This is a genomic window from Maribacter hydrothermalis, from assembly GCF_001913155.1.
Classification (GTDB): domain Bacteria; phylum Bacteroidota; class Bacteroidia; order Flavobacteriales; family Flavobacteriaceae; genus Maribacter; species Maribacter hydrothermalis.
Genome location: NZ_CP018760.1, coordinates 4,126,139 through 4,148,347 on the forward strand (window position 1 = coordinate 4,126,139; position 22,209 = coordinate 4,148,347).

Consider the following 22,209-nt stretch of genomic DNA (forward strand, 5'->3'; position numbering starts at 1 on the left):
CCATTACCAGCATGATACACAAAGAGCTACGTGACCAGCCTAAGCAACTTTTCAAATTAAGCCAACTAATTAATGATGGCACAATTTCAATGGATGATTTATCTGAAATCATACCTGGAATAATGCATGTGAATTCTCGTACCGACCTTGGTATCGAATATATTTCTAAACAGGGGTGTGATTTACTCGGTTATTCATTAGAAGAGTTAAATGAACTAGGAGGAGAGATTTTTGAAAAGCATCAATCTGAATACACAAGAACGGTTACTTACGGAAAGCTAATGAATGAATTATCAAAGGATGACATTGGACATGTGATACCTTTTTTTCAAGATTGGCAATATAGGGAGGACGAAAAGCCAATGTTTCATTTTACTTCAACTAAAATATTGAACGAAACACAGCTTATTTCAATATCACTTTTTCCGCGCGAAATAGAGTACTTGACAAATAAAGTGAATAATCTATTCGGCATGAACAAGACTCTGGAAACTTACTTTTTTCAATACAAAACCTTAACAAAAAGAGAGAAAGAAGTTTTAGCTCATTTAGGAAATGAACTTAGTAGGAAGGAAATCTCCATGTTGCTTTTCATTGATCCAAAAACAGTAAAAAAACACTGCGAAAACATCTTCAAAAAATTAGGCACAAATAAACGAACAGAAATCAAAAAAATCGCAGATGCTTTTCGATTGATTTAAAAATAAGCCGTTTGGCGTATTGATTGGTAAAATTAAAACTTTTAATTTTCTATTTTACTAAATGACAACCTCATGAAAAAACTAATCTACTATTTCACGCTTGTATTTTTCATAATAGCCTGCGGTGGCAGTGACGACAATGGTGGTGTAATGACAGATGATACCCCTATCGGAATGGACGATGACGTTGTATCGGAAGAAGGAAGTTTTGATATTTCCATTGAAAGCACGGATATAAGTTCATTTCAAATCATCGAGCTTGGAATTCCAAATGATATTCAATTAAGTCAAAACACATATCAAGCTTCATTTGGTTCAGAAGAAATTACTGTGACATTAAGCGAGAATAACTCGCTTTCATTCATGGTTCCAGATATCCAGAGTGGAAATTATAATTTTATTATCGACATTGGTAATAAGAAAGGGAAATTAGACTTCAAACTTTCGCAAATAGAAGATGTAGAAAATGTAGAAGAGTTTTTAAACCAAGAATTATTCAACCCCCTTAACGACTCTAGAGACGAGGCAAACTCTGCTCTAGAAAATCCAGACATTTTAGATGAAGAACGAACACTAATAGGTCAGGGCAATGAATTTTATAATGTTGCCCAACAGGCATTTGAAAATTTGACAAGCGATGAGAAACAACAATTGTCTAAATTGTTAATTGCGAATGAAATTACGTTTGTGCTTGATGAAACAACAGGTAAAACTAGTTCAAAGTCGATTTTTGATTTCGAAGCACTCGATGCTGATGCTAAAAAATTAGTCATTGCAAAAATTAAATTGGTTGCAATTATAGGAACAGTAACAGCTGTCTTGCTAACACCTGAGCCAGTAATAACCAAAGTAATTGCTGTTTTAGCAGGTGCCTACGGGGTATATAAGCTTTGGGATGTAATAAGAATAAGGGAAAGAATAATTAATAGGATTTTCATTCCTATAGAAAACCTGTTAGAATCTATTTCAGGAAAATCAAGTTCTACATACTCTAAAAGTCAAGATTTAAATTTCACAAATGATATTCCAACAAACTTCACCGTAAATTCTAAGGGCCGCAAAATAATTAGAGATGATGAGAACCATCCCGATGCAAGAATTGCTGATGCAGTTAAGGAAATTAATGAGACGGATAGGAAACATAACGAGTTAAAGAGTAAAATAGACCAATTGTTAAATGTGGTCGGTTCTTTTTTTGGCTTGGGAGACAACCGTATTCAGGAGACAAGTGGGCTTCCAGAATCGGCCACAGAAGAAATTATAACAGTAGCACTTGAAAACTTCTTTGTTGAAAACCATCCCGAAGAAATTGAGGTCAGTATAGTTGCATTGGATGGCAACACTTTACAATTAAAATTCACTTCTCAGAGCAATGAGCCAAAACAATTCACAGCAAATTTGATTTATAATGACGGAGATTTTAGAACTGAAACAGCCCTTAATATAAACTTAGAAGTGGATACTAATACAGGTTATTGGGCTGGCAGAATGATTATGGATAATAGAGTTGGCTTAGAACCTTGTCAAGATGATCGCGACAATGATGGTGAATTAGATTATGACGCAGATTGTGGTACAGGAGGCTGCCAATCATGTAGCAGAGCTCTATTCGGTAGTTCATGGGGTAGTTCAAGCAATATTGAATTTACAGATTCTGAAATACAATCAGAAAACAACTTTAGAATGCGTTATACTATCGGAGGAAGCTCTACAAGTACATGGATAAGCTGTTATACTGCTGAAATAAATAATAATGAAGATTTCAACGTAAATATTAATCATTACGCGCCTGATGATTGGGGAATTCCAGGAGGTGCTACTCTGCAGAATATAAGTTTTACAATTACGGAAAAATCTAATGGTACTATGTCGGGCACTTGGACAGGAAATGTGCGTGTAGTGAATGTTCATTGTTTAGAAAGGTGCTCAGGTACATGGGAAGTTTCTTATGTTGATGGTATTGGTGATTTTTGCAACAGAGTACCTTCAAATCCATAGTATTATTTTAAAAATTTAAACGCACTTTTTAAGCGTCTTAACACTCAGCCGTGTTCTTTTTTTATCAAGAAAAAAAGATAAACATTACGGTTACCGGTTACAATGTTGAAAGTCTATTTTATATAATATTAGAGGCACCTAAAGAAAAGCTTCAATCAAAGACAAGAGGTAGCAAGTGCACAGAAATTTATTTTTCTTAAATTTTGTGCTGTTGCGGCAAGCTGACGAGAATGTTGTGAAAAATTTATTGACGGACAGTTTCTCATAAATCACAAATTTCGAAAGAATCTAAAAGTTTTGCTTTTTTTGGCATTGGCAAGCGTTGGCAAATTGTGTTTAAATTTAAAATGCGTTTTTCAGCAATTTAGAATTTAAAAATCAATCGAGCGATTGGCTAGCGGCAATTTGACATAACGACAAATTATGGAACAAATGCCTGCCGCATCAACTCGCACAAAATATAAAAGATTCTTTATCTTCTATATTTATGTCGTGTCGCAGACACCGCTTAAAAAAGTTTCCTGACCCTGTTGTGAGTTTTAACCAATTCTCAGAGCGTCAGGGATATTTTACATAATATCATTATAGCTAACAAACGCGATTTTCCCTATAAGCTACAATGTGCTGGTTTTGTTCTATAATGTTCTGCGTTATGTAACTTGAGCTTTGGTTAAAAGCGAAAGTTGTTACTACTGTTTCTTGAAAAAATTTATTCTAAAAGTTTCTTCTACAATGCTAATGGAACACTTATTATGCGACGACGTAGGAGGGAAGCGTGATGTGTGTGGAATGGAAAATCTAACCAAAATATTCAATAGTCAGAACAAATGTTCATATATTCGGACAATATTTAAATTTGAAGTTTAGAAAATCGGATAGATATTTCTTATCTTATAAATTTATAGTCTTAAAAACAGATAAAAATGACTGAATTAGGTTTGTATTTGTCAAGAAAATCAGTAAATCGTTCAGATGTTGCTAGAAAAACTGGGCTAAGTAAAACTAGATTAAGTGAGTTATCTAATAATAAAAAAACAAAGTTGAAAGTTGATGAACTTTATCTTATTGCTTTAGCATTAGATGTAGACCCTAGTGAAGTAATGAAAGAAATATGTAAAGATTTAAAGCTTGTAAAACTTTAAAAGTAAATGAGCACATTAATAAATAATGAAATACCAGTTGAATTAAATATCAATCAAGCTATAATTACATCAACACTTGGTTGTGACATTTTTAGTGGAGCAGGAGGTATGAGCCTTGGTGCTGAAATGGCTGGCATAAATATTTCTTTTGCTGTTGAAAATGATAAGTATGCAGCAGATACTTTTAGTAATAACCATAAGTCATCTAGAGTAATTGTAGAGGATATTAGAAAAGTCAATCCAACTAAACTGATTTCTAAAAACCCATTTGTTTTGTTTGGCGGTCCGCCTTGTCAAGGATTTTCTTTATCAAATACAGTTACGCGAAATACACGTAATGAAAAAAATAGCTTATTTGAAGAGTTCTTAAGGTTTATTGAAGAGTTAGAACCTGAATGGTGTGTTTTTGAAAATGTAGAAGGTTTTAGAAGTTTCCAAAAAGGGAAAGTTGTAAAAGTGCTAAAAAAACGACTTGAAAATCTTGGATATACTGTAAATTTTGATGTATTAACTGCCTCAGATTATGGAGTTCCTCAAGATAGAAAGCGATTTTTTATGGTTGGAAATAAAAATGGAATAAAGTTTAGATTTCCAGAAGCATCAATCAATAAATATACTGTCGCAGATGCCATTTTGGATTTACCAAATTTACAAAATGGAGATTTTATAGATTCGTTACCTTATTCTCGATTAGCAAATAATGAATTTGCTGATAAAATGAGAGAAAATTCAAATTTCTCTTTCCAAAATTATGTATCTAGAAATAGAGATTATGTTTTAGAAAGGTATAAGCATATTAAACAAGGTCAAAATTGGAAAGCAATTCCTGACGATTTAATGAAAAACTATTCTGATAAAAATAATTGTCATTCAGGAATTTATAAACGACTAGACTCTAAAAAACCATCTGTAGTGATTTCTAATTATAGAAAAAATATGCTAATACATCCTTTTGAGAATAGAGGTTTATCAGTTAGAGAAGCAGCTAGGTTACAAAGCTTTCCTGATAATTTTATTTTTGAAGGAACCTTGATGTATATGCAACAGCAAATCGGGAATGCTGTTCCTCCGTTGCTAGCAAAGGCATTATTTGAACAAATTAATGAAATGAGCTAATGTCATTAAAAAAGGAAAAATCAATCAAATTTAACTTTGATGTTAGTGCTTACCGACTTATAGGAAGAGAACTCATAACTGACAGAATAACTGCATTGTTTGAACTAGTCAAAAATGCTTACGATGCAAATGCTGAAAATGTTACTGTAGAATTTATTGATATCAATCCTTTAACTCCAAATTCAAAGATAATTATTAAGGACGACGGTATAGGAATGCAATTTTCCGATATTAAAAACAAATGGATGGTTATCGGAACTAGTAGTAAAAGACGCGAGCGATTATCTCCAGCACCACATAAAAGAAAAGTTGCAGGAAAAAAAGGCATAGGTAGATTTGCTGTTGATAAACTTGGAGACAAATTAGTCCTTAGAACACAAAAAAAGAATAGCGCCGAACTTTTATGTCTTGAGACTGATTGGTCTTATTATTCTAAACTAGAGGATTCTCAATTAAAATTAAATTTTGAAGATGAAAAGCCTTTTTTTACCGATGTTGAAAATAAATATTGGTATGATAATGGAGATAAAGAAGTTCAAGGAACAACATTAGAAATTTCTCAAGTAAATGAAATTTGGACTGAAAATGACATTAACAGAGCATTTAAAGAACTCTCTAAATTAGTTCCTCCTAATCCAAGTAAAACAAATGCTTATCCCTTTAATATTACCATAAAGTCCCCTTATAAGGATTTTAATAATGTTAAAGTAAAAACACAGTTAATTGATTTTGCTTCAAAAAAGATTGAATTAACATTTGATAAAAAGGAAGGAGTTCAAGAAATTTTACAATATAAGAAGGGAAGCCTTAATAAAATAAAAGTTCCCGAAAGACCCTGTGGCTTTTTGAAACTTACACTTTACTATTTTGACCAAGCTGCAAAAAGTAAATATAAGAAACACTTCAATTCAGAAATTGATGGTATAAAAATATATAGAGATGGCATCATTACTACGCCTTTTGCCGAATATGTAGCAGACAGAAATAAACAAAAGGACATTTTAGGTATTGACAAAAGAAGATGGTCAGGTTTTTTTGAAAGACTAAGTACTAGAGATTTACTTGGCTATGTCGAAATAACTGATGAAAATAACCCTGATATTGTTGAATCTACTAACAGACAAGGTTTTGTTGAAAATGAAGCTTGGGAGGAATTGAGGAGGTTTATAATTGAACAAATTGTTCAATTAGAATCTTTTTTCAAAAATGCAAAAAATGTAGAGAGAACTAAAACTAAGTCTGGCTTAGGTGCTGCTAATCAAGATTTGAAAATTCTTAAAAGAGAGATTGCATCTGTAAAAAAAGAGGCGTCACCAAAAGTGCAGGAAAAACTAAGAAGTATAGAAGCTAATTTAGGTAAGATTCAAGGTAGTGTTACAAAGAGTATAAATGACTATTCTAAGTTAGAAAAAGAAAGCAAACAGCAGGAAAACTTGTTTATGAGTTTGGTTTCATTGCAAACCTATGCTGCAATGTTTTCACATATGACAAAACACACTTTAGGTCATATATTAACAGGAGCAGAATACTTTTATAACAATTATCCTAATCCGAATTTAGAGGATAGATTTATAAGTATTTCAAAAAGCATTTATAAGGAAATGCTGAAATTAAGAAAAGGTGTGGATTTTATGCTTAAATATGCTAAATCTGACACTGAACTTGAAGAAATTAACCTAAAAGAATTAATAGTTAATCTGTTTGATAATATTTATGTTGATAGGCTTAATGAAGAAGGTATTAGAACAATTGTAGAAATTAAGGATAATCTAATTCTTAATTACAATAGAAAAGCAATAGAAGATATTTTTGATAACTTGATTTCTAACTCAATCAAAGCTTTAAAAAATAACAATGAAAAAATAATAAAATGTAGCAGTTTAACATCAAGCGACGAAGTGACCATACTTTTTTCAGATAATGGAATAGGAATAAAAGAGAAAGATAAACATAGAATTTTTGATATTTTTTATACTGACACAGCTGAGGAAGGTGGTGCAGGAATGGGACTGTATATGGTTAAGACTAGGGTGGAAGCTATGCAAGGAAATATTGAAGTAATAGACAATGAATTTCGTCCAACTGGTGCAACATTTAAAATCACATTACCTTTTAAAAAATAATTCTTAATGGAAGTAACCTTTGTAATAATAGATGATAATAAGGAGATTGAAGAGCATCCCTTATTATTTACATTAGAAGATAAATTTAAAAATGTTAAGTTTTATTCTAACCCACAAGAGGGACTGGATTTTATCAAAAATAATCTAGATATAAATTTGATTGTATTATTAGATATTGAGTTTTCTAAGGATGATAAATTGGATGGTCACGACCTATTAAAAGAGATTTATAACAGCTCGACTTTGATTCCTGTTATCCTTTGGAGCGGTATAAATCAAACTAATGAAGAATTTAGTGATTTTATTAATAATAGAGCTTTTGGTTTCTTAAGTAAAGATTGTTCTTTAGAAGAAGCTATGCAAATAGTTGATAAAGCATTTAATAACTTGAAAAATAGTCTCGATAATACAATTGAAGATTGGATAATTAGTAATGAATCTGATAAAGACAAACCTATTTATTTCACATCATCTGGGGAATCATATACCTTAAACGAAATATTAAAAGAAATCAGACTTCAAACACCAATTGGCAAAGAATTTTCAAGTAAGCTAAATTCACTAACCATCGACTTATTATTGCGTAAAAAAGAGAATTTATAATGGTTGATATAATTGGTCTTTTTGATAATCAAGACGAAACTTTGGGATTATTTTTTAACCTGTGCTATGAGGATTTGAACATATTTTTAAATGACTCATCATTAAATATTTCATATTATGACAGCTCTAAAATAAATGAAGTTGCAGTTGCTATTATTACAGAACCTTTAGAAAAATTTATTTTATTAGCATATTCACACGGAGGAGAAAATGAGTTAGTGAAAAATGGAAACATTCCATACATATCAACAAAAATTAATATAGATAAATTTAAAAACACACTTTTTTACACTTGTTCTTGTCATACAGGAAAAGTTCTCGGAGATGAATTAATTAATAATGGAACTTTAAGCTATATAGGTTATAAAGACAAATTTGAAGTTTGGGGTTTTAATATGAATCCTTACATTGAGTGTGCTAATTATGGTATGAAACTATTTTTTACAAATATATCTACTGATGATATAATACCATTGATGAAATCAAAATATAATGAGCATATTGATAACTATGAGAACGATATATTTGGAGCAGCTATGTTAGTTGCAAATAGAAATGGATTAGTTCAAAAAGGAAATAATATATCTATAGCAGATTTGAATTAATTATGTAAAATAGAATTTCGATGTTAAACTCGGCCTCATAAAATTTTGGTCAAAACAATAGGAGAAATGAGCGTGCATATTTTAGGGGTTTAGCAATACAGTTTCTTAATATTTTCAATTACTCAGGGGATTTCATAGCAATGTTAATGAGTTCCAATGTTTCCTAAAATATAGCGAATGAACCGTTAATTGTTTCCAAAAGTTTATGCAGCCTTGAATTTTTGTTTCTTTTGTTTCAAGACAAAAGATAATGAAACACGAAAAAAGGTTAATTGAAGTTCTATATATAACAAGTGCATAGAATTTTATTTTTCTTAAAATTTATGCTCTTGTGGTAAGCTTACGAGAATCATCTAAAATTTTTTATTACGTACATTTTATTAAATACGCGATTTTTAATAAGAGCAAAAAGGTTAGCTTTTATTTTGGCGTTGGCAAGCGTTGGATAATTGTGTGTAAAATAAATTGCCAGAGCAATTTGATTTTATAAAACAATCGAGCGCTTGGTAGCGGCTATTTTACATAACGGCTAATTATAGATACAAATGTTTTTAAACGCTGCGAAGCAAACCGCTTATTAGTTTAATGACCCAAGTTCCCATTATTCTTATGAAAATGAATGATTCTGGGATATTTTACATAATACTACATTATAGCTATCAAATGGATAAACCTCTATAAATACAAAAAAATACATTTGTACTATAATGTTCCGCGTTATGTAACTTGAGCTTTGATTAAAAGCGAAAGTTGTTACCATCTTCTTTTATTTTTTTCTTTCTAAAAACTTTCTCTATAAGGTAATGGAACACTCTTTTTACGTAACGACGTTAGGAGAGGAGTGAAATGTGTGTGGAATGGGCAAAGTGTTCTAATGGTTATTCGTTAAATCCTTTCAATTATCGTTAAAGTGTTTCAAGCCTAAAAACTTATATTTGGTTATTATAGAAACGAATACCAACGGAGTAAAATATTAGTTAAATTATGAACGCACAATTACTTGAGTTATTAAGGCAAGAGTTTCTTCAAGAAGCACAATCTGCCCCTAAATTATTTAAGGATTTGGCGAAAGTTGAACAGTATATTGCAGAAAGCTACAAAACTAGGGCGTTGATTGAACTAATCCAAAATGCTGATGATGCTGAATCTTCACTTTTTGGAATCCATGACATTGTTGGTGGTTTTATAGTAGGTAATAACGGCAGGCCGTTTACCATAAATGATGTTGAATCGTTGTGCAGAAGCGGTTCTTCAAATAAACAAAGAGGTGGCACTACAATAGGATACAGGGGTATTGGCTTTAAATCAGTTGTGAACATAGCAAATAAAGTAACTGTATTTAGTGGAGATTTCTGTTTTACCTTTAATAGAGAGAAAACTCAATTAGCACTTAAAAAAGATTTAGATGTTCCCTTAATTCGCATACCACACCCAACAGATACTTCCAATCCAATTCATAAGCAGGCATTAGAATTGAAAGAAAAGTATAAATACGAAACAGTATTTGTTTTTCAGGATGTAATTGAGGAAATTTCAGAAGAAGAATTATCAAATATTGACCGAAGTTCTTTACTATTCTTAAAGAATATTAGAAAAGTCTTAATCGACCACAAGAATATTCATAGGGATATCATGGTCGAACATAAAAAAGTTGATACACGTCGATTTGTGAGAATTAGCGAGGCTGAATCTATAGATGAGTGGGAGGTAGTTTCTGAAGCAGCCAATGAAGTGGATTTGGTTGCATTTAAAAAGGAAGGAAACGTAATAATACCTGCACGGCCAGATGAGTCTGTGATCCATTCATTTACACCAACAAAAGAGTTTTCAGGAGCATTTATAAAAATAAATGGTGATTTTTCAACCGACCCTTCAAGAAAAACAATTGACTTTGACAGTCAATCCAAAAAATCTTTCCAAAATGCAGTTTCCATAATTGTTAAAGCGATTACTTCAATATTGGGAGGAGACCTGACTCGTGAAGGTTTCTTAACCCCATTTGTTAATATTCATGTAATCGAATCAAGTCAATTTAAAGTATTGTTATTCAAGGGTATCGAGGCAGGTCTTGAAAATTCGAAAATCTTATCAAATAATGGAATAGGTGAGAGCTTTTCGTCTGTTCGTTTAAAGCCTGAATGGCTAAACTTTGAGGATTATGAGAGATTATGCTCAGAGGGCTTGGTTTCCATAAATAAAACTCTAATTACCACTTATCCCGAATTGTTTACTTTCCTTAAAGCAATAAATACAAAAACGTTAAACCTTGATGATATTATTTCTAGCATAAATAATTCAAAGATTTCCATTATTGGTTGTGCCCAGATTTTCGAGAAAATAATCAAACAATATCGCTACGATTTAGATGCCGATAAAATTGCCCAATTGAAAACATTAAAAATATTCCCTTGTAATAATGATGTTTTTAAGGCAGAGTATGTCAAAAGTGCTAGTGAATTGGACAATGAATTTAAAAGCTATCTCAAAAACAATGTTGATACCGCCGACTTGAACTTGTTTCTTAAAAAATTGGATATTACCCCCGAAATACTTCCAGTAAAAAGTGTTGTAAATAACGAAAGTGCTAATAATATCTTTCAAAGTACAGGTGCAACATACAGCTCAAATTTTAAGACAGAACCTGCAATTAAAAAGTGGCGAAGTGCTGAGAAAAATGCACAAGAATATCTCAAGTCTCTCAATGTGGCATTATCCGTTAAAGATGTAACGGAAGCCAATTTGGGGTATGATTTAGAGCTAATGCTGAATAGTGGTAAGAGAATTTACATTGAGGTTAAAAGTGTCAACTCATTTGTTGAACCCTTTAAGATATCCAACAATGAGTATTCGAGTGCGCATAATTACGGCGCTGAGTACTACATCGCTTTAGTAGTAAATAATGATGATTTCCAAATTAAGTTTGTGCCAAACCCTATCAAAACGCTTTCTTTTGAAAAGAAATGTGAGCGGTGGTCTTGGTTTTGTGGTGAATATGACAACGAGTTAAGAGAAATAAACGAAATATTATTTTAAAGATATGGTGCCAATAAAAGAAGCAATAAATAGTGGTGCATGGTTACATTGTGAACATAAGTATGGTTATAACACTTATCAATTTCGAATAAAAGTAGATTCTTTTAAAATTTTGAATCTCAAAGAAGTTGATGATCCAGAAGAAATTGATGGATTAGACGAAAATTCAAAACTTTATATGTTAGGAATTGAAGTAATAAATATTACCAAAGAACCAGTAGCTCTGCACTCAAGTATTGATTTTCTTCTTTTAGTAGATCAAGATGGTTTTAAATTTCCAATATTTAAGGAACGTCATCTTTATAGAGTTTCTGAATTTGGAAAAAAACATAAATTACAACGTTTTGATTTTAAAGAATTACTACCTAAAATTAAAGCAGTTGGTTCCATTCTTTTTCAATTACCTGATGACGATGAGGCAGAATATTTTATTTCCATACAAAATGATGGTACAGTTCAAGAGGTATAAATATGGAAAATAGATTTAAAATAGACAGCTTTGAAAAACTTACAAAAGCGGCAAATTTTTATCTGGAGGAATCTTTTAAATACGTAAATGACATATTGACTGAAGATTTAAAGAAGCTGGTTATTATTGAACAATTAAAGGATGTAAAATTTAATGATGAAGACAAAAAACTTATTGAAGAAGCAAACATACCTGTAGGTTCAATAGATTTTTTAAGAAGTGAAAAAAGGATAATACATTTTTTAACTGTAGAAACCTTAAACAAAATATTAAACGCTCATGAAGTTAACATAAAACTACAAAGTGAGAGAAAAAAAATTCCAAAATCTCACATCATAGAGAACATACAAATATTAGGGCATATTGTAAACTTGGCCCTTTTCATTGAAGTGCTGACTAATAGGCATTTACTATTTCTAAATCATACTGGAAATATCGATAATTTCATTTATAATCAGTTGTCAGAAGGCAAAATCCTTAATATTATAATCTTTATCTGTAGACCCGAAATAGAAGCTAATTCTATTAAGCTTGATTATATCAAACACCTATTTAGTTATAGGAATAAGGCTGTGCATCATACACCTAAAAATTCTAAAGAATTAAGTGTAAAAGTTTCTGATTTAATTAAAATTTTGAATCAGGTTATTAAACTTATTGAGCTGTACGAAAAAAGAGAAAAGTTTAGTGAGTACAAATTTTCTCGCAAAGTTATCTTTGAAAAAGAACATTTTATGGACAAATGGTTTTGATAATTTAATTGTGTTTTACCGGCCTAAGAGAATTTTGGCCAAACAATAGGGGAGAGGAGCGTTAAGAATTTTAGGGGGCTGGTTACAATAATTGTTGACTGCTATATTGGTTTTTTACCTTAAAGCGGTCTTAAGAGTTACAATGGATCCTAAAATTCAGCGACCGACCCGTACATTGTTTCTAAAATTATCTGTAAGCCTTGATTTTTTTGTTTCTTTTTTTATCAAGAAAAAAAGATAAAAGAAACGATTACTGGTTACGATGTTGAAAGTCTATTTTATATAATGTTAGAAGCACCTAAAGAAAAACTTCAAACAAGACGAGAGGTTAGCAAGGGCTAAGAATTTTGCTCGCAGAGAAAATTTTAGCTGTTGCGGCAAGCTGACGAGAATGTCGTAGAAAAAAATCTTGCACACATATCCTCGAATACACGAATTTGGAACAAACCTAAAAGGCTAGCTTTTAAATGGCGTTGGCAAGCGATGGCAAATTGTGTTTAAATTTAAAATGCGTTTTTCAGCATTTTATAATTTAAAAAGCAATCGAGCGCTTGGTAGCGGCTATTTTACATAACGACTAATTATAGATACAGCCGAAAGGTTTCTCGCTTGGGTTTCTAAGAATTTGAAATTTTCTAAAAAGTTTTTTCTTTGTGGAAATATTCAAGCTACGTAAATTAGAAAGGTTGATGACCCTGTTGGTGATTCTCTTAAAAGCTATAAACGTGAGGGATATTTTACATAATAGAATTATAGCCTACAGCTATACATCTGGTCTCAATTCTAGATATACCAATCTGTACTATAATTTATATTATGTAAAATAGAAAATTTAGACATCTTCCTAGAAACTATAACACTAACATTATTTATTCCCTTTATAAGATTCCAAATTATAACTTATAAGTCCACCTGCATCGTCTCGCCGACTTTTTAAATCATCCACAGAATAATTCAAAAAAACTCACTTTTAAGGCGTAATCAAAAAAATTAGGATCACATAAATAAATTGATTATTTTAGTACCGTAAAATAACCATTTTGACTACAGACCAAAATTTTGTACTCCTTTCTGAAGATAACACCTATTACGTGGAATATCTTATAGGACATTTAGTTTTAGCGAACAGCATTACTGAAGCTGTTATTTTTGATTCACAAGTACAAGCTGTTAAGTTTCAAAAATACTTATATAAGCACTGTAGCATTAAATTCTCCGTAAACACTTTTATACAGTAGTTCACTGGCCAATCAATTCTTGTCTAGGCTAAATACTACTTAAAATAACAACTAGCTTTAAAGCAAAACTTATCTTTGCAAAAAAAAACAAATGAAATATATTGCTGTCCTGTTTCTTGTAACACTCTCCATTTCTTGTAATTCTTCTGAAGATAGAGCTCCACTTCAAGAGCCTTTCGATTATTCAGCGATTAATGAAGACCAAATAAATACGTACTTGACTGCAAATAATTTGGTTTCATTAAAGACTTCTAATGGTTTACACTATATAATTGAAAATCAAGGTGATGGTGAAAAACCATCTGCTTCTTCTAATGTAACTGTTGCATACAAAGGGTATTTCTTAGATGGGACCGTTTTTGACGAAAGCACAGAAGGCTTATCTATTGGTCTTAACCAAGTGATAACTGGTTGGACAGAAGGAATTCCATTATTTAATGAAGGTGGTAATGGCATATTATTAATACCTGCACATTTAGGTTATGGCAGTTTTGATTACAGTACTATACCAGGTGGTTCTGTATTGGTTTTTGATATTAGTCTTTTATCAGTTAATTAAAAGAAAAATCTTCTACCGACATCTTAGCAGTACGCACTTTTGTTACGGTTTTTATTTCTTCGGTCCAAGCAAAATATAAGGTCTCCTCGACTATTTCCATTTGAGGAAATCCTGATTTACGGGAATCGGACATTGTTGTAATTACTTGTTTCTGAGATATTGTACCATCGGTAAAAACCATCATGGCTTTAAAAACTGCTATTTTATCATCGGCTTCCATCCAACTAACAACGGCAGAATCTTCATCTACCCAAAGTACATCTACCCTTCCCATTATAGTACCTTTTGCTATTAAAATAGGCTCTTTAAAAACATCACCACCATCGGTAGAAAAAGCCAATTGAACCTTTTGTTTATTTTCTGCTCCGGTAAACCAGGCTACTGCTAAGTTATTCCCTAAAACCGCTACTTTTGGACCATTTACCGGGCATCCTTTTATCTGCCAATTATCCTCATGTATTGCTTTTGGTGTTGTCCATTCTCCATTTACCTGCCTAACAATATAGATATCGCGAATTTCTTCATCAGAGCGGTCTCGGTAAATTACTACTGGTCCGTTATCAGTAATCGCCGATGTAGTTTGGCAACAATCACAAGTTTTTACATCTAACTCATATTCTTTTAACATTTTACCATTTGCCGATACTATTCCTGCTCGTAGTGTCATTGCTCCCCGCTCCCCTACTTCATATTCTTCAGTATTTCTCCCATCTAACCAATTCACAAAAAAAGCATCGTTATAAGGTTGTACGCTTACAAATCCGTGTTCGGTAGGCGTCCCATCGGTATGCAGTACTAAATTGGTTTGCCATGCTGAAGCTCCTTTAGGTTTTACATTCATCTTAATATCATAAGAGTAGGTGCCCTTGGTGGACTTTTTAAGTACATGAGACCACAAATTTCCATTATTCTCTGAAATCATGGGATAATCGGCCCAATTAATAAACCAATCGGTACCATTTAAAATGACTTGTGCGGGTTGCCATTGACCTTCAATTAACTCGGCATATTTAAAAGTAGCTATAGTGTCACCTACTGTTTCTACCCATGACAGTAAGGTAACATCTTTGTTGGCCATTAAATGTGGTAGTGAACTTGAGCTTTGCGCCGGTGAATTCAATTCTTCAATAACACTAACTTCTTCCTTCTGAGGTTGTTTTTTAGCCTCCTCCTTACAACCCACTAAAAGTGTTAGTACTAAAAATGGTAGACATATTTTAAACGGTAACTGCATTACTTTACTTGTCTTAGTTTTTCAATCATTTCTGGGCTATCCCATTTTAATCCGCCATCAAAACGATGTACTTGCTCCCCTACTTCATTATAAATTAAGGTTACCGGTAAAGCACTTATCGCTTGTTCAGCATACATGCCATTATACTTAATATATTTTAAGTTAAATCCACGTTTATTTTTAAAATCTGTTATCTTTTTAATTGATTGATCCGATGCAAAAAGAAAAATATAGTTTTCTTGTTCTAAGACCAATTGTGCTTTTTCCATATCGGGCATTTCTTCAATGCAGGGTCTGCACCAGGTTGCCCAGTAATTTAATAACACCCGTTTGCCTTTATATTGGCTTAATTCTATTGGGTTGCCCTCCAAATCTTCATAGCTTGCTTTTACCAATTCTTTTGAAGTTTTAGCAGTAGGTTGGGTAGTAATTATTTTATTTTCTTTCACCTCCTTACAGCTGTAGGTAATTAGTGCCAAAGTTGTTAATAGTAATATTCTTAATTGCATATTCAAATATAAAATTTAATCTAGTTTTAACCCATATCCATAAAACAAAAAACCGCCCTATTAAGGCGGTTTTTATATATGTAATTCTGAATTCTACTTTATTTCAACCAATTCTAATTCAAAGGTTAAATCTTCACCAGCCAAAGGGTGGTTGGCATCTACAACGATATCATTTTCATTTACTTCAGCTACACGCAATTGTCTTTCGCTACCATCGGCATTTGTTGCCATTAGTGCCATATTTACTTGTGGCTCCATATCTTGTGGCAAATCTGATTTTTGCACTGTTTGAAAAAGCTCTTTTTGCTTTTCACCATACGCTTCTTCTTTTGCGATTACAATAGTCTTTTTTTCATTTGGTTCCATATCTATTAAACCTTTCTCAAAACCAGGTATTAAACCTCCTTGACCCAATTTTACTTCTAAAGGCTCTCTATTAACCGAACTATCAAACACTTGTCCATCACTTAATTTTCCTGTGTAATGTACACGTACTAACGAATCTTCTTTTACTTTACTCATACTATTAAATTCTACTATTTCACTTAATTAAGCTGCAAAGGTATTGTTCTCATTAGCGAATAACGAAGAATATGCCAAAACCTTCCTTTTTTAAGGTTCCTTTAACGATATTCAATACTTTTTAAATATAGATTGATTACTCTGTTGTGCATTTTTGCATAAAATATAATGAAGGCAAATGGAAGGAAACAAACTTACCTTAAATGATTACAACGACTAGCTCCCAAATATTAGTCTAGATCAATAATACAGCGTTTTAGTTTCATTTGATTTCCTATGGGGCCAAACGCAAGTGTTTGTCCAATATAATTGGGATTACTTCTTTACGTATTACTTAATTTCTTCTATTTCCCCATCATAACGAATAGAATTTCGGTTATTTGAATTTACTGTCACTGTAGTAGATTTATTTGGAAATATAGTCATCCTTATAAAATACTGTTCTATAGAATTGTTAATGGTGAAGTTTATACTATATGTACTGCTTTTGATGTCAAAAATTTGTTGATAATCCTTTGGAATGCCATTAAACTCGATACCGGAGGAAGCTCCATAACCGCCGCCAGATTGACGTTCACCATAGTAAGGCAAAATCGCCGAAATACTATCTTCGTCCATTTTAAGGTAATTGGAGTTTCCTGCCAAATTAATTCTAGATATGTTGCTGCCAGGCGGTATCAGTCCCGAATTAGAAATTGCAGTTAAACTTTGTGTAACCATTGGGTTTGCCCAATCTGCAGTAAATTGATACGACTTAGATGAAACTAATGAATGAATAGGGTGATTATCCGCTATTGTAGTTTTAGTAGATGAACAACCCAAGATAATATTAAATAACAAAAAACATAAAATTAATTTCTTCATAGTTTATTAAATTAATAAGCTAACGAAAAGCGAAATCTATGCCAAAACATGAGATCTAATATTTAAACTCTTTCCTCTCATCTTCTGCTTGTACGAAACCTCTTTTTTTAAAATTGCTTATACTTAAAATAGCTGTTCAATTCTTTAATTAAATGATGACATTTTTTTCGGAAATTGGCATCGAATCTAGAATTAACATTTACTAATGAGGCCACTAAATGGCTATCAGCTGATTAGGAGTTTTTAAACATAGAAGTATATTCTATTAAACTACTTTCTAATTCAGCGGTTTCCTTCATATGAAAGTCAACGGATCGAGATTGGTCTGGCAACAGCTCATCTGTAATCTTCATGTAATTTAGCAGGCTTTCATTTGCATCAACCAACTGTTTTATTTTATCCTTTAAATAAGCTTTTGTTTCAAACAAGGTTATTGTAGAAGGTTCATATAAATAAGAATCAATTCTAGTTTTAAAATATTGAAGCATGTTATAACAACGCTCTAATTTACCTAGATACCTTAATTTATTCTGTTCGCTTTCCATAACGATTATTTTAAAGATAGAATTGTGGGAAATTTAACTCAAATATCGTGAAGAAGGTGTAAATTGAACTATGTTTGTAGTAGTTTAACTAAACTTTAAACTTACAGCCCATTAGATAACAATTTAGAAACAAAAGGGTTAGATGGCCTTAAACTAAAAGTGATTTTATTTAAGTTTTTTTTAGTTGTTCAAATTAACTGAAATGAGTATCTTAAACTAAACTTTGAACCTATGAATATCAATTTTGAATATGATGATGTAAAAGCCAGCAATAGATTAGAAATCATGGCTGCCCAGAAATTAGAAAAGTTAGTGGACAAGTATGATTTTATAGTTAGATCTGATGTCTTTTTCAAAAAAGAGAATACTTCATCTCCTGATACCGGTATGGTATGTAATATACGCTTGAGTGCTCCAGGCCCCCGTCTGTTTGCCCAATCATCTTCCGGTAGTTTTGAGGCCGCTATTGCTTCATCAGTAGAAGATTTACAACGACAATTAGAAAAAAGAAAAGCAAAGATGCAGTCTAGATAAACGGCATTTTTGCTCTTTTAATTTTCTAAATTATCTTCGGACTTCAATTCGCTTGCAATAGCATCTTGAATTCTGTCAGAAAACGGATTGCGCTTTAATTCTTGAATTAAGCGCTTTCTTTTTTTAGTAGAAATATCAAGTGAGTCAAGTAGCTCTTTTGTTTTGTACTGATAGGCTATTCTACTTTCTTTTAAGGCCATGCGTTCCGAAGCTGTAAGTACATACTCCGATTCAAATTGATTTAAAAGAAGACGTTGCTTCATTTTTATTTTCGGTTGCACTGTATTTTGTGCATAGGTCATGTGTAATCCCATCGCTAGACATAGGAAAATGCCTCCAAAAAAGGTTCTTTTTTTCATTTTAATAAGTTGTTCTAAAAGAAAAGTAATACTAAAATTCTGAACCTCTATAAACTATGCAATTATTGACTTATCATCGATATAAAACTACAGTTTATCCCTTAAAGGCAAAGTGTCGATTTTAAGAGTTTATTACAAAAATTACGCTTTTTATTAAGTTATTAGCACACAACTTTTACAACCTCTCATATCCTTGAAAGTGTATAAGGCCCCCGATAGAAAGCTGTATTTCAATTGTCAAAGAATTCAATAAAATAAATTCAACAAGTTGAAAATTTAATATCTTTGCGGCTTCAAAATTTCGATATGATAGTCTGGATAGTTTTTATTGCTTTTGTACTTATCTTCCTTGCCTTGGACCTTGGTGTATTTCATAAGGATGAGCATGTAATTAAGTCTAAAGAAGCTGGTATCTGGACCGCAATTTGGGTTACGGTAGCATTAAGTTTTAGTGGTGTAATTTATTGGCTTTTCGACGCTGAAATTATAGCCAACCCAACCGGATTAACTCCGAATAACGCTGTACTTAAATACATTACAGGTTATTTAATAGAACTATCGTTAAGTGTTGATAATGTTTTTGTTATCGCAGTAATATTTGGATCTTTTAAAATTCCGCCTATTTACCAACACCGCGTTTTATTTTGGGGAATTTTGGGCGCAATTGTTTTTAGAGCTATTATGATATTCTTTGGTGTTGCACTTATCACCAAATTTGAATGGATTATCTACATATTCGGTGTCTTTTTATTATACACGGCATTTAAAATGTTAAAAAGTGATGATGACGATTTTGACCCTAAAAATTCGTTTGTCTTTAAACAAATAAAGAAAATATACCCCGTAACATCAACGATGCACGGGCACGATTTTTTTGTAAAGAGAATGGGAATAAATGCGGCTACTCCCCTATTTGTGGCGCTTATAGTAATTGAACTTACCGATATTCTTTTTGCATTAGATAGCATACCAGCTATTCTAGCAATTACAGCAGACCCATTTATTGTTTTTACATCTAACATTTTAGCCATCCTAGGCTTGCGTTCCATGTATTTCTTAATTTCTAGAATGCTGGAGAAGTTTAGGTATATAAATTATAGTTTGGTAGTTATTTTGGCTTTTGTGGGACTAAAAATGTTATTCTCACATTACATACATTTACCAGAATGGGTGTCGCTAACCGTAATTTCAGTTTCATTAGTAGCAGGTATATTAGCTTCAACCTTAATTAAGGATAAAGATTAATTACTATTATAAAGTAGTCTCGGATATTACTTTTCGGCTAGCTTGGCATCGATAATTGCCATGGCATCACTCACAGTTTGCATGTGTTCCATATCCTCATTTTCTAAACGGATGTCGAAAGCATCTTCTACATCTAACACAATGTCCACTAAATTAGCAGAGTTGATATTTAGATCGTTCATTAAGTGACTATCCTGTTCAATAGCAGTAACAACGACGTCTTCGGGAAGGTAGATTTTAATTATATCCTTTAATTTTTGATATTTCTCTTCGTTATGCATAATTTTAATTTTACATACCAATAGGTATAATTTTAAATTTAATTATTCACTTTAGCTAAAAGCCTTGAATAGTACGCACGCATTTACATCTCCAAATCCGAAACTTGCCTTAGCAATAACCTTTGGACTATAATTTAATGTATTAATCGGAATACATGATTCTGAAATAAGTGCAGAAATAGTTGGATGTATATCCTCGCAATTCACATTTTTAAACACCACTTTTTCTTTTACTTGTAATATCGATGCCACACTTTCTATACTACCCGCAGCAGCCAAGCAATGGCCAACCGAACCCTTAAATGAGTTAATATAAGGGAAATCTTTTCCAGAACGATTTAGAGCTATACTCCAATTTTCAATTTCCAGAGCATCTTTACTGGTTGCTGTTAAATGTCCATTTATCACATCTATATCCGAAGCTTCTATACCTGAGTTGGTGATTGCATTTCGTATACAACGTTGTACCGCTATACTATTAGGTGCTGTCATAGAACCTTCTCCTAATTGTCCGCCACTATTAATTTCTCCTCCTAAAACTTCAGCATAAATATAAGCTCCTCGTTGTTGTGCACTTTCCAAGGATTCCAAAACCAAAGCTCCTGCCCCACTTCCTGGAATAAATCCGCTTGCCGTAGCACTCATTGGTCTGCTTGCATTAGTTGGATTATCATTATATCCCCTTGGTAAAATTCGCATAGCATCAAATCCGCCCCAAACATACGGACCACTATCACTACAACTGCCTGTCAGAATAATTTCAGCTTTTCCTTGACTAATTCGGTCATAAGCCATTATAATACCTTCAGTACCCGTTGTACATGCTGCCGAATTGGTGGTTACTTGATTTCCACAGCCTAATAATCCGCCTAAATATGCACTAATACCACTGGCCATGGTTTGTATAACCGAGGTACTTCCCAGTCTGCGTACATTACCTTCATCAATTAAGTGAATTGCTTCTCTAAACTTATTAACCCCTAAAATACCTGTTCCAAAAATAATTCCGCGGTCCCAACTGGGCTCGTTTGATGTATTCTTTTCCAAACCTGCATCTTTCCATGCATCAACACCAGCAATAACACCGTATACGATTCCTGTAGCGTTTAATCCCCTTTTCTCAAGAGGCGTAAAATAGTTATCTATAAGTTTGTCTTTTACCAATGGCTCACCGGCTACCTGACAACCAAAACCCAATTTTTCTAAAATAGGCTGATGACGAATTCCACTTTTTCCATCTAATAAGGATTTGGTGAAATTAGTGAGTCCTACACCATTTGGCGCACAAACTCCTAATCCTGTTATAACAACTCGTCTACCCATTACTTTTTCCCATCATGCCAGCAAGTGTACCTTTGCAGACCAGTTTATCTTCCTTGTTATACATTCTTACGGTGCATTTTAGTTTCTGAAATCGGAAGTATACAAGCTCCGACACCACACGAACTTGTTCTCCTGGAAATACCGGTAGCAAAAACTCCATTTCGGAACTACTCATTCCTATTTTTAAGTCTTCTAATTTACTTTCTTCTCCTAAAAAATAAATCCCTAAACAAACAAGCCCTATTTGTGCACAACACTCCGTTAGCAATACCCCTGGCGTAACCGGATTATCCACAAAATGACCTTTATAGAATTCTGCATTAGCATTAAACACGCATGTTCCTTCTGCTCCAGTGCTGTCCACATGGCTAATATCATCCACAAACAGGAAAGGTTTGGAATAAGGTAATTTATTTAATATCCATTGAAATGTCGTCTTTTCCATTAGCTGAAT

23 protein-coding genes are annotated in these 22,209 nt (G+C 32.5%); 14 read left to right on the forward strand and 9 right to left on the reverse strand.

Annotation, left to right across the window (positions count from 1 at the left end):
* Nucleotides 1-11: 11 nt before the first annotated feature.
* From BTR34_RS17770 to BTR34_RS17825, 12 genes are all read left to right on the forward strand, one after another.
* Nucleotides 12-701: a response regulator transcription factor gene (locus BTR34_RS17770; RefSeq protein ID WP_068484753.1), complete on the forward strand. Its 690-nt coding sequence runs from the start codon at nucleotides 12-14 to the stop codon at nucleotides 699-701.
* 72 nt (nucleotides 702-773) lie between these two features.
* The gene (locus tag BTR34_RS17775; RefSeq protein ID WP_068484752.1) at nucleotides 774-2,699 is read left to right on the forward strand and encodes a hypothetical protein; all 1,926 of its coding nucleotides are present in this window, start codon (nucleotides 774-776) and stop codon (nucleotides 2,697-2,699) included.
* A 923-nt stretch (nucleotides 2,700-3,622) separates the two neighbouring features.
* Nucleotides 3,623-3,841, forward strand: a complete 219-nt coding sequence (locus BTR34_RS17780; protein ID WP_068484751.1) for a helix-turn-helix domain-containing protein — start codon at nucleotides 3,623-3,625, stop codon at nucleotides 3,839-3,841.
* Between the two features lie 6 nt (nucleotides 3,842-3,847).
* The gene (locus BTR34_RS17785; RefSeq protein WP_082960162.1) at nucleotides 3,848-4,957 is read left to right on the forward strand and encodes a DNA cytosine methyltransferase; all 1,110 of its coding nucleotides are present in this window, start codon (nucleotides 3,848-3,850) and stop codon (nucleotides 4,955-4,957) included.
* Complete coding sequence (locus BTR34_RS17790; RefSeq protein WP_068484750.1) at nucleotides 4,957-7,080, forward strand: sensor histidine kinase; 2,124 nt, start codon at nucleotides 4,957-4,959, stop codon at nucleotides 7,078-7,080. Before BTR34_RS17785 ends, BTR34_RS17790 begins: the two co-directional genes overlap by 1 nt.
* Before the next feature lie 6 nt (nucleotides 7,081-7,086).
* On the forward strand, nucleotides 7,087-7,683 hold the full coding sequence (locus BTR34_RS17795) for a response regulator (protein ID WP_068484749.1): 597 nt from the start codon (nucleotides 7,087-7,089) through the stop codon (nucleotides 7,681-7,683).
* Nucleotides 7,683-8,288: a hypothetical protein gene (locus BTR34_RS17800; RefSeq protein WP_068484748.1), complete on the forward strand. Its 606-nt coding sequence runs from the start codon at nucleotides 7,683-7,685 to the stop codon at nucleotides 8,286-8,288. Before BTR34_RS17795 ends, BTR34_RS17800 begins: the two co-directional genes overlap by 1 nt.
* 984 nt (nucleotides 8,289-9,272) lie before the next feature.
* Nucleotides 9,273-11,321, forward strand: coding sequence for a DUF3883 domain-containing protein (locus tag BTR34_RS17805; RefSeq protein WP_068484747.1), 2,049 nt, complete (start codon nucleotides 9,273-9,275; stop codon nucleotides 11,319-11,321).
* A 112-nt stretch (nucleotides 11,322-11,433) separates the two neighbouring features.
* A complete protein-coding gene (locus BTR34_RS17810; RefSeq protein WP_216628790.1) occupies nucleotides 11,434-11,790 on the forward strand; it encodes a hypothetical protein in 357 nt (118 codons plus the stop codon).
* Between the two features lie 2 nt (nucleotides 11,791-11,792).
* Entirely contained in the window at nucleotides 11,793-12,542 is a 750-nt protein-coding gene (locus BTR34_RS17815) for a hypothetical protein (protein ID WP_068484745.1), read from the forward strand.
* Between the two features lie 1,040 nt (nucleotides 12,543-13,582).
* Nucleotides 13,583-13,780, forward strand: coding sequence for a hypothetical protein (locus BTR34_RS17820; protein ID WP_157483840.1), 198 nt, complete (start codon nucleotides 13,583-13,585; stop codon nucleotides 13,778-13,780).
* 91 nt (nucleotides 13,781-13,871) lie between these two features.
* Entirely contained in the window at nucleotides 13,872-14,339 is a 468-nt protein-coding gene (locus BTR34_RS17825) for an FKBP-type peptidyl-prolyl cis-trans isomerase (protein WP_068484744.1), read from the forward strand.
* Here the strand turns inward: BTR34_RS17825 and BTR34_RS17830 are convergent.
* The 5 genes from BTR34_RS17830 to BTR34_RS17850 all read right to left on the reverse strand — a co-directional run bounded on the left by BTR34_RS17830 (nucleotide 14,332) and on the right by BTR34_RS17850 (nucleotide 18,013).
* A complete protein-coding gene (locus tag BTR34_RS17830; protein WP_068484743.1) occupies nucleotides 14,332-15,573 on the reverse strand; it encodes a hypothetical protein in 1,242 nt (413 codons plus the stop codon). The two genes, BTR34_RS17825 and BTR34_RS17830, sit on opposite strands and share 8 nt — an antisense overlap.
* Nucleotides 15,573-16,082: a TlpA family protein disulfide reductase gene (locus BTR34_RS17835; RefSeq protein WP_157483838.1), complete on the reverse strand. Its 510-nt coding sequence runs from the start codon at nucleotides 16,080-16,082 to the stop codon at nucleotides 15,573-15,575. Before BTR34_RS17835 ends, BTR34_RS17830 begins: the two co-directional genes overlap by 1 nt.
* 93 nt (nucleotides 16,083-16,175) lie before the next feature.
* On the reverse strand, nucleotides 16,176-16,604 hold the full coding sequence (locus BTR34_RS17840; protein ID WP_068484742.1) for an FKBP-type peptidyl-prolyl cis-trans isomerase: 429 nt from the start codon (nucleotides 16,602-16,604) through the stop codon (nucleotides 16,176-16,178).
* Nucleotides 16,605-16,934: 330 nt separating this feature from the next.
* Nucleotides 16,935-17,468, reverse strand: a complete 534-nt coding sequence (locus BTR34_RS17845) for a DUF4251 domain-containing protein (RefSeq protein ID WP_068484741.1) — start codon at nucleotides 17,466-17,468, stop codon at nucleotides 16,935-16,937.
* 233 nt (nucleotides 17,469-17,701) lie between these two features.
* Nucleotides 17,702-18,013: a hypothetical protein gene (locus BTR34_RS17850; RefSeq protein ID WP_068484740.1), complete on the reverse strand. Its 312-nt coding sequence runs from the start codon at nucleotides 18,011-18,013 to the stop codon at nucleotides 17,702-17,704.
* 231 nt (nucleotides 18,014-18,244) lie between these two features.
* On the opposite strand from BTR34_RS17850, the gene BTR34_RS17855 reads away from it, so the two are divergent.
* Entirely contained in the window at nucleotides 18,245-18,547 is a 303-nt protein-coding gene (locus BTR34_RS17855; protein ID WP_068484739.1) for an HPF/RaiA family ribosome-associated protein, read from the forward strand.
* Between the two features lie 17 nt (nucleotides 18,548-18,564).
* Here the strand turns inward: BTR34_RS17855 and BTR34_RS17860 are convergent, their stop codons facing one another.
* Nucleotides 18,565-18,906, reverse strand: coding sequence for a hypothetical protein (locus BTR34_RS17860; RefSeq protein ID WP_068484738.1), 342 nt, complete (start codon nucleotides 18,904-18,906; stop codon nucleotides 18,565-18,567).
* A 306-nt stretch (nucleotides 18,907-19,212) separates the two neighbouring features.
* Here BTR34_RS17860 and BTR34_RS17865 point away from each other — a divergent pair, with 306 nt between their 5' ends.
* Nucleotides 19,213-20,151, forward strand: a complete 939-nt coding sequence (locus BTR34_RS17865; protein ID WP_068484737.1) for a TerC family protein — start codon at nucleotides 19,213-19,215, stop codon at nucleotides 20,149-20,151.
* A gap of 26 nt (nucleotides 20,152-20,177) precedes the next feature.
* Here BTR34_RS17865 and BTR34_RS17870 read toward each other — a convergent pair whose 3' ends face one another.
* The 3 genes from BTR34_RS17870 to BTR34_RS17880 are packed head-to-tail and all read right to left on the reverse strand — an operon-like array spanning nucleotide 20,178 to nucleotide 22,200.
* Nucleotides 20,178-20,432 (reverse strand): acyl carrier protein, encoded by a 255-nt coding sequence (locus BTR34_RS17870; RefSeq protein WP_068484736.1) that lies wholly within the window; start codon nucleotides 20,430-20,432, stop codon nucleotides 20,178-20,180.
* A 51-nt stretch (nucleotides 20,433-20,483) separates the two neighbouring features.
* Nucleotides 20,484-21,755: a beta-ketoacyl-[acyl-carrier-protein] synthase family protein gene (locus BTR34_RS17875; protein ID WP_068484735.1), complete on the reverse strand. Its 1,272-nt coding sequence runs from the start codon at nucleotides 21,753-21,755 to the stop codon at nucleotides 20,484-20,486.
* Nucleotides 21,748-22,200, reverse strand: a complete 453-nt coding sequence (locus BTR34_RS17880) for a 3-hydroxyacyl-ACP dehydratase FabZ family protein (protein ID WP_068484734.1) — start codon at nucleotides 22,198-22,200, stop codon at nucleotides 21,748-21,750. Before BTR34_RS17880 ends, BTR34_RS17875 begins: the two co-directional genes overlap by 8 nt.
* Between the last annotated feature and the right edge of the window lie 9 nt (nucleotides 22,201-22,209).

Bases quoted from the DNA above. Each gene is read 5' to 3' on its own strand.
- BTR34_RS17770 (WP_068484753.1), top strand. From the start codon at position 12: ATGATACACAAAGAGCTACGTGACCAGCCTAAGCAACTTTTCAAATTA.
- BTR34_RS17775 (WP_068484752.1), top strand. From the start codon at position 774: ATGAAAAAACTAATCTACTATTTCACGCTTGTATTTTTCATAATAGCC.
- BTR34_RS17780 (WP_068484751.1), top strand. From the start codon at position 3,623: ATGACTGAATTAGGTTTGTATTTGTCAAGAAAATCAGTAAATCGTTCA.
- BTR34_RS17785 (WP_082960162.1), top strand. From the start codon at position 3,848: ATGAGCACATTAATAAATAATGAAATACCAGTTGAATTAAATATCAAT.
- BTR34_RS17790 (WP_068484750.1), top strand. From the start codon at position 4,957: ATGTCATTAAAAAAGGAAAAATCAATCAAATTTAACTTTGATGTTAGT.
- BTR34_RS17795 (WP_068484749.1), top strand. From the start codon at position 7,087: ATGGAAGTAACCTTTGTAATAATAGATGATAATAAGGAGATTGAAGAG.
- BTR34_RS17800 (WP_068484748.1), top strand. From the start codon at position 7,683: ATGGTTGATATAATTGGTCTTTTTGATAATCAAGACGAAACTTTGGGA.
- BTR34_RS17805 (WP_068484747.1), top strand. From the start codon at position 9,273: ATGAACGCACAATTACTTGAGTTATTAAGGCAAGAGTTTCTTCAAGAA.
- BTR34_RS17815 (WP_068484745.1), top strand. From the start codon at position 11,793: ATGGAAAATAGATTTAAAATAGACAGCTTTGAAAAACTTACAAAAGCG.
- BTR34_RS17825 (WP_068484744.1), top strand. From the start codon at position 13,872: ATGAAATATATTGCTGTCCTGTTTCTTGTAACACTCTCCATTTCTTGT.
- BTR34_RS17830 (WP_068484743.1), bottom strand. From the start codon at position 15,573: ATGCAGTTACCGTTTAAAATATGTCTACCATTTTTAGTACTAACACTT.
- BTR34_RS17835 (WP_157483838.1), bottom strand. From the start codon at position 16,082: ATGCAATTAAGAATATTACTATTAACAACTTTGGCACTAATTACCTAC.
- BTR34_RS17840 (WP_068484742.1), bottom strand. From the start codon at position 16,604: ATGAGTAAAGTAAAAGAAGATTCGTTAGTACGTGTACATTACACAGGA.
- BTR34_RS17845 (WP_068484741.1), bottom strand. From the start codon at position 17,468: ATGAAGAAATTAATTTTATGTTTTTTGTTATTTAATATTATCTTGGGT.
- BTR34_RS17850 (WP_068484740.1), bottom strand. From the start codon at position 18,013: ATGGAAAGCGAACAGAATAAATTAAGGTATCTAGGTAAATTAGAGCGT.
- BTR34_RS17855 (WP_068484739.1), top strand. From the start codon at position 18,245: ATGAATATCAATTTTGAATATGATGATGTAAAAGCCAGCAATAGATTA.
- BTR34_RS17860 (WP_068484738.1), bottom strand. From the start codon at position 18,906: ATGAAAAAAAGAACCTTTTTTGGAGGCATTTTCCTATGTCTAGCGATG.
- BTR34_RS17865 (WP_068484737.1), top strand. From the start codon at position 19,213: ATGATAGTCTGGATAGTTTTTATTGCTTTTGTACTTATCTTCCTTGCC.
- BTR34_RS17870 (WP_068484736.1), bottom strand. From the start codon at position 20,432: ATGCATAACGAAGAGAAATATCAAAAATTAAAGGATATAATTAAAATC.
- BTR34_RS17875 (WP_068484735.1), bottom strand. From the start codon at position 21,755: ATGGGTAGACGAGTTGTTATAACAGGATTAGGAGTTTGTGCGCCAAAT.
- BTR34_RS17880 (WP_068484734.1), bottom strand. From the start codon at position 22,200: ATGGAAAAGACGACATTTCAATGGATATTAAATAAATTACCTTATTCC.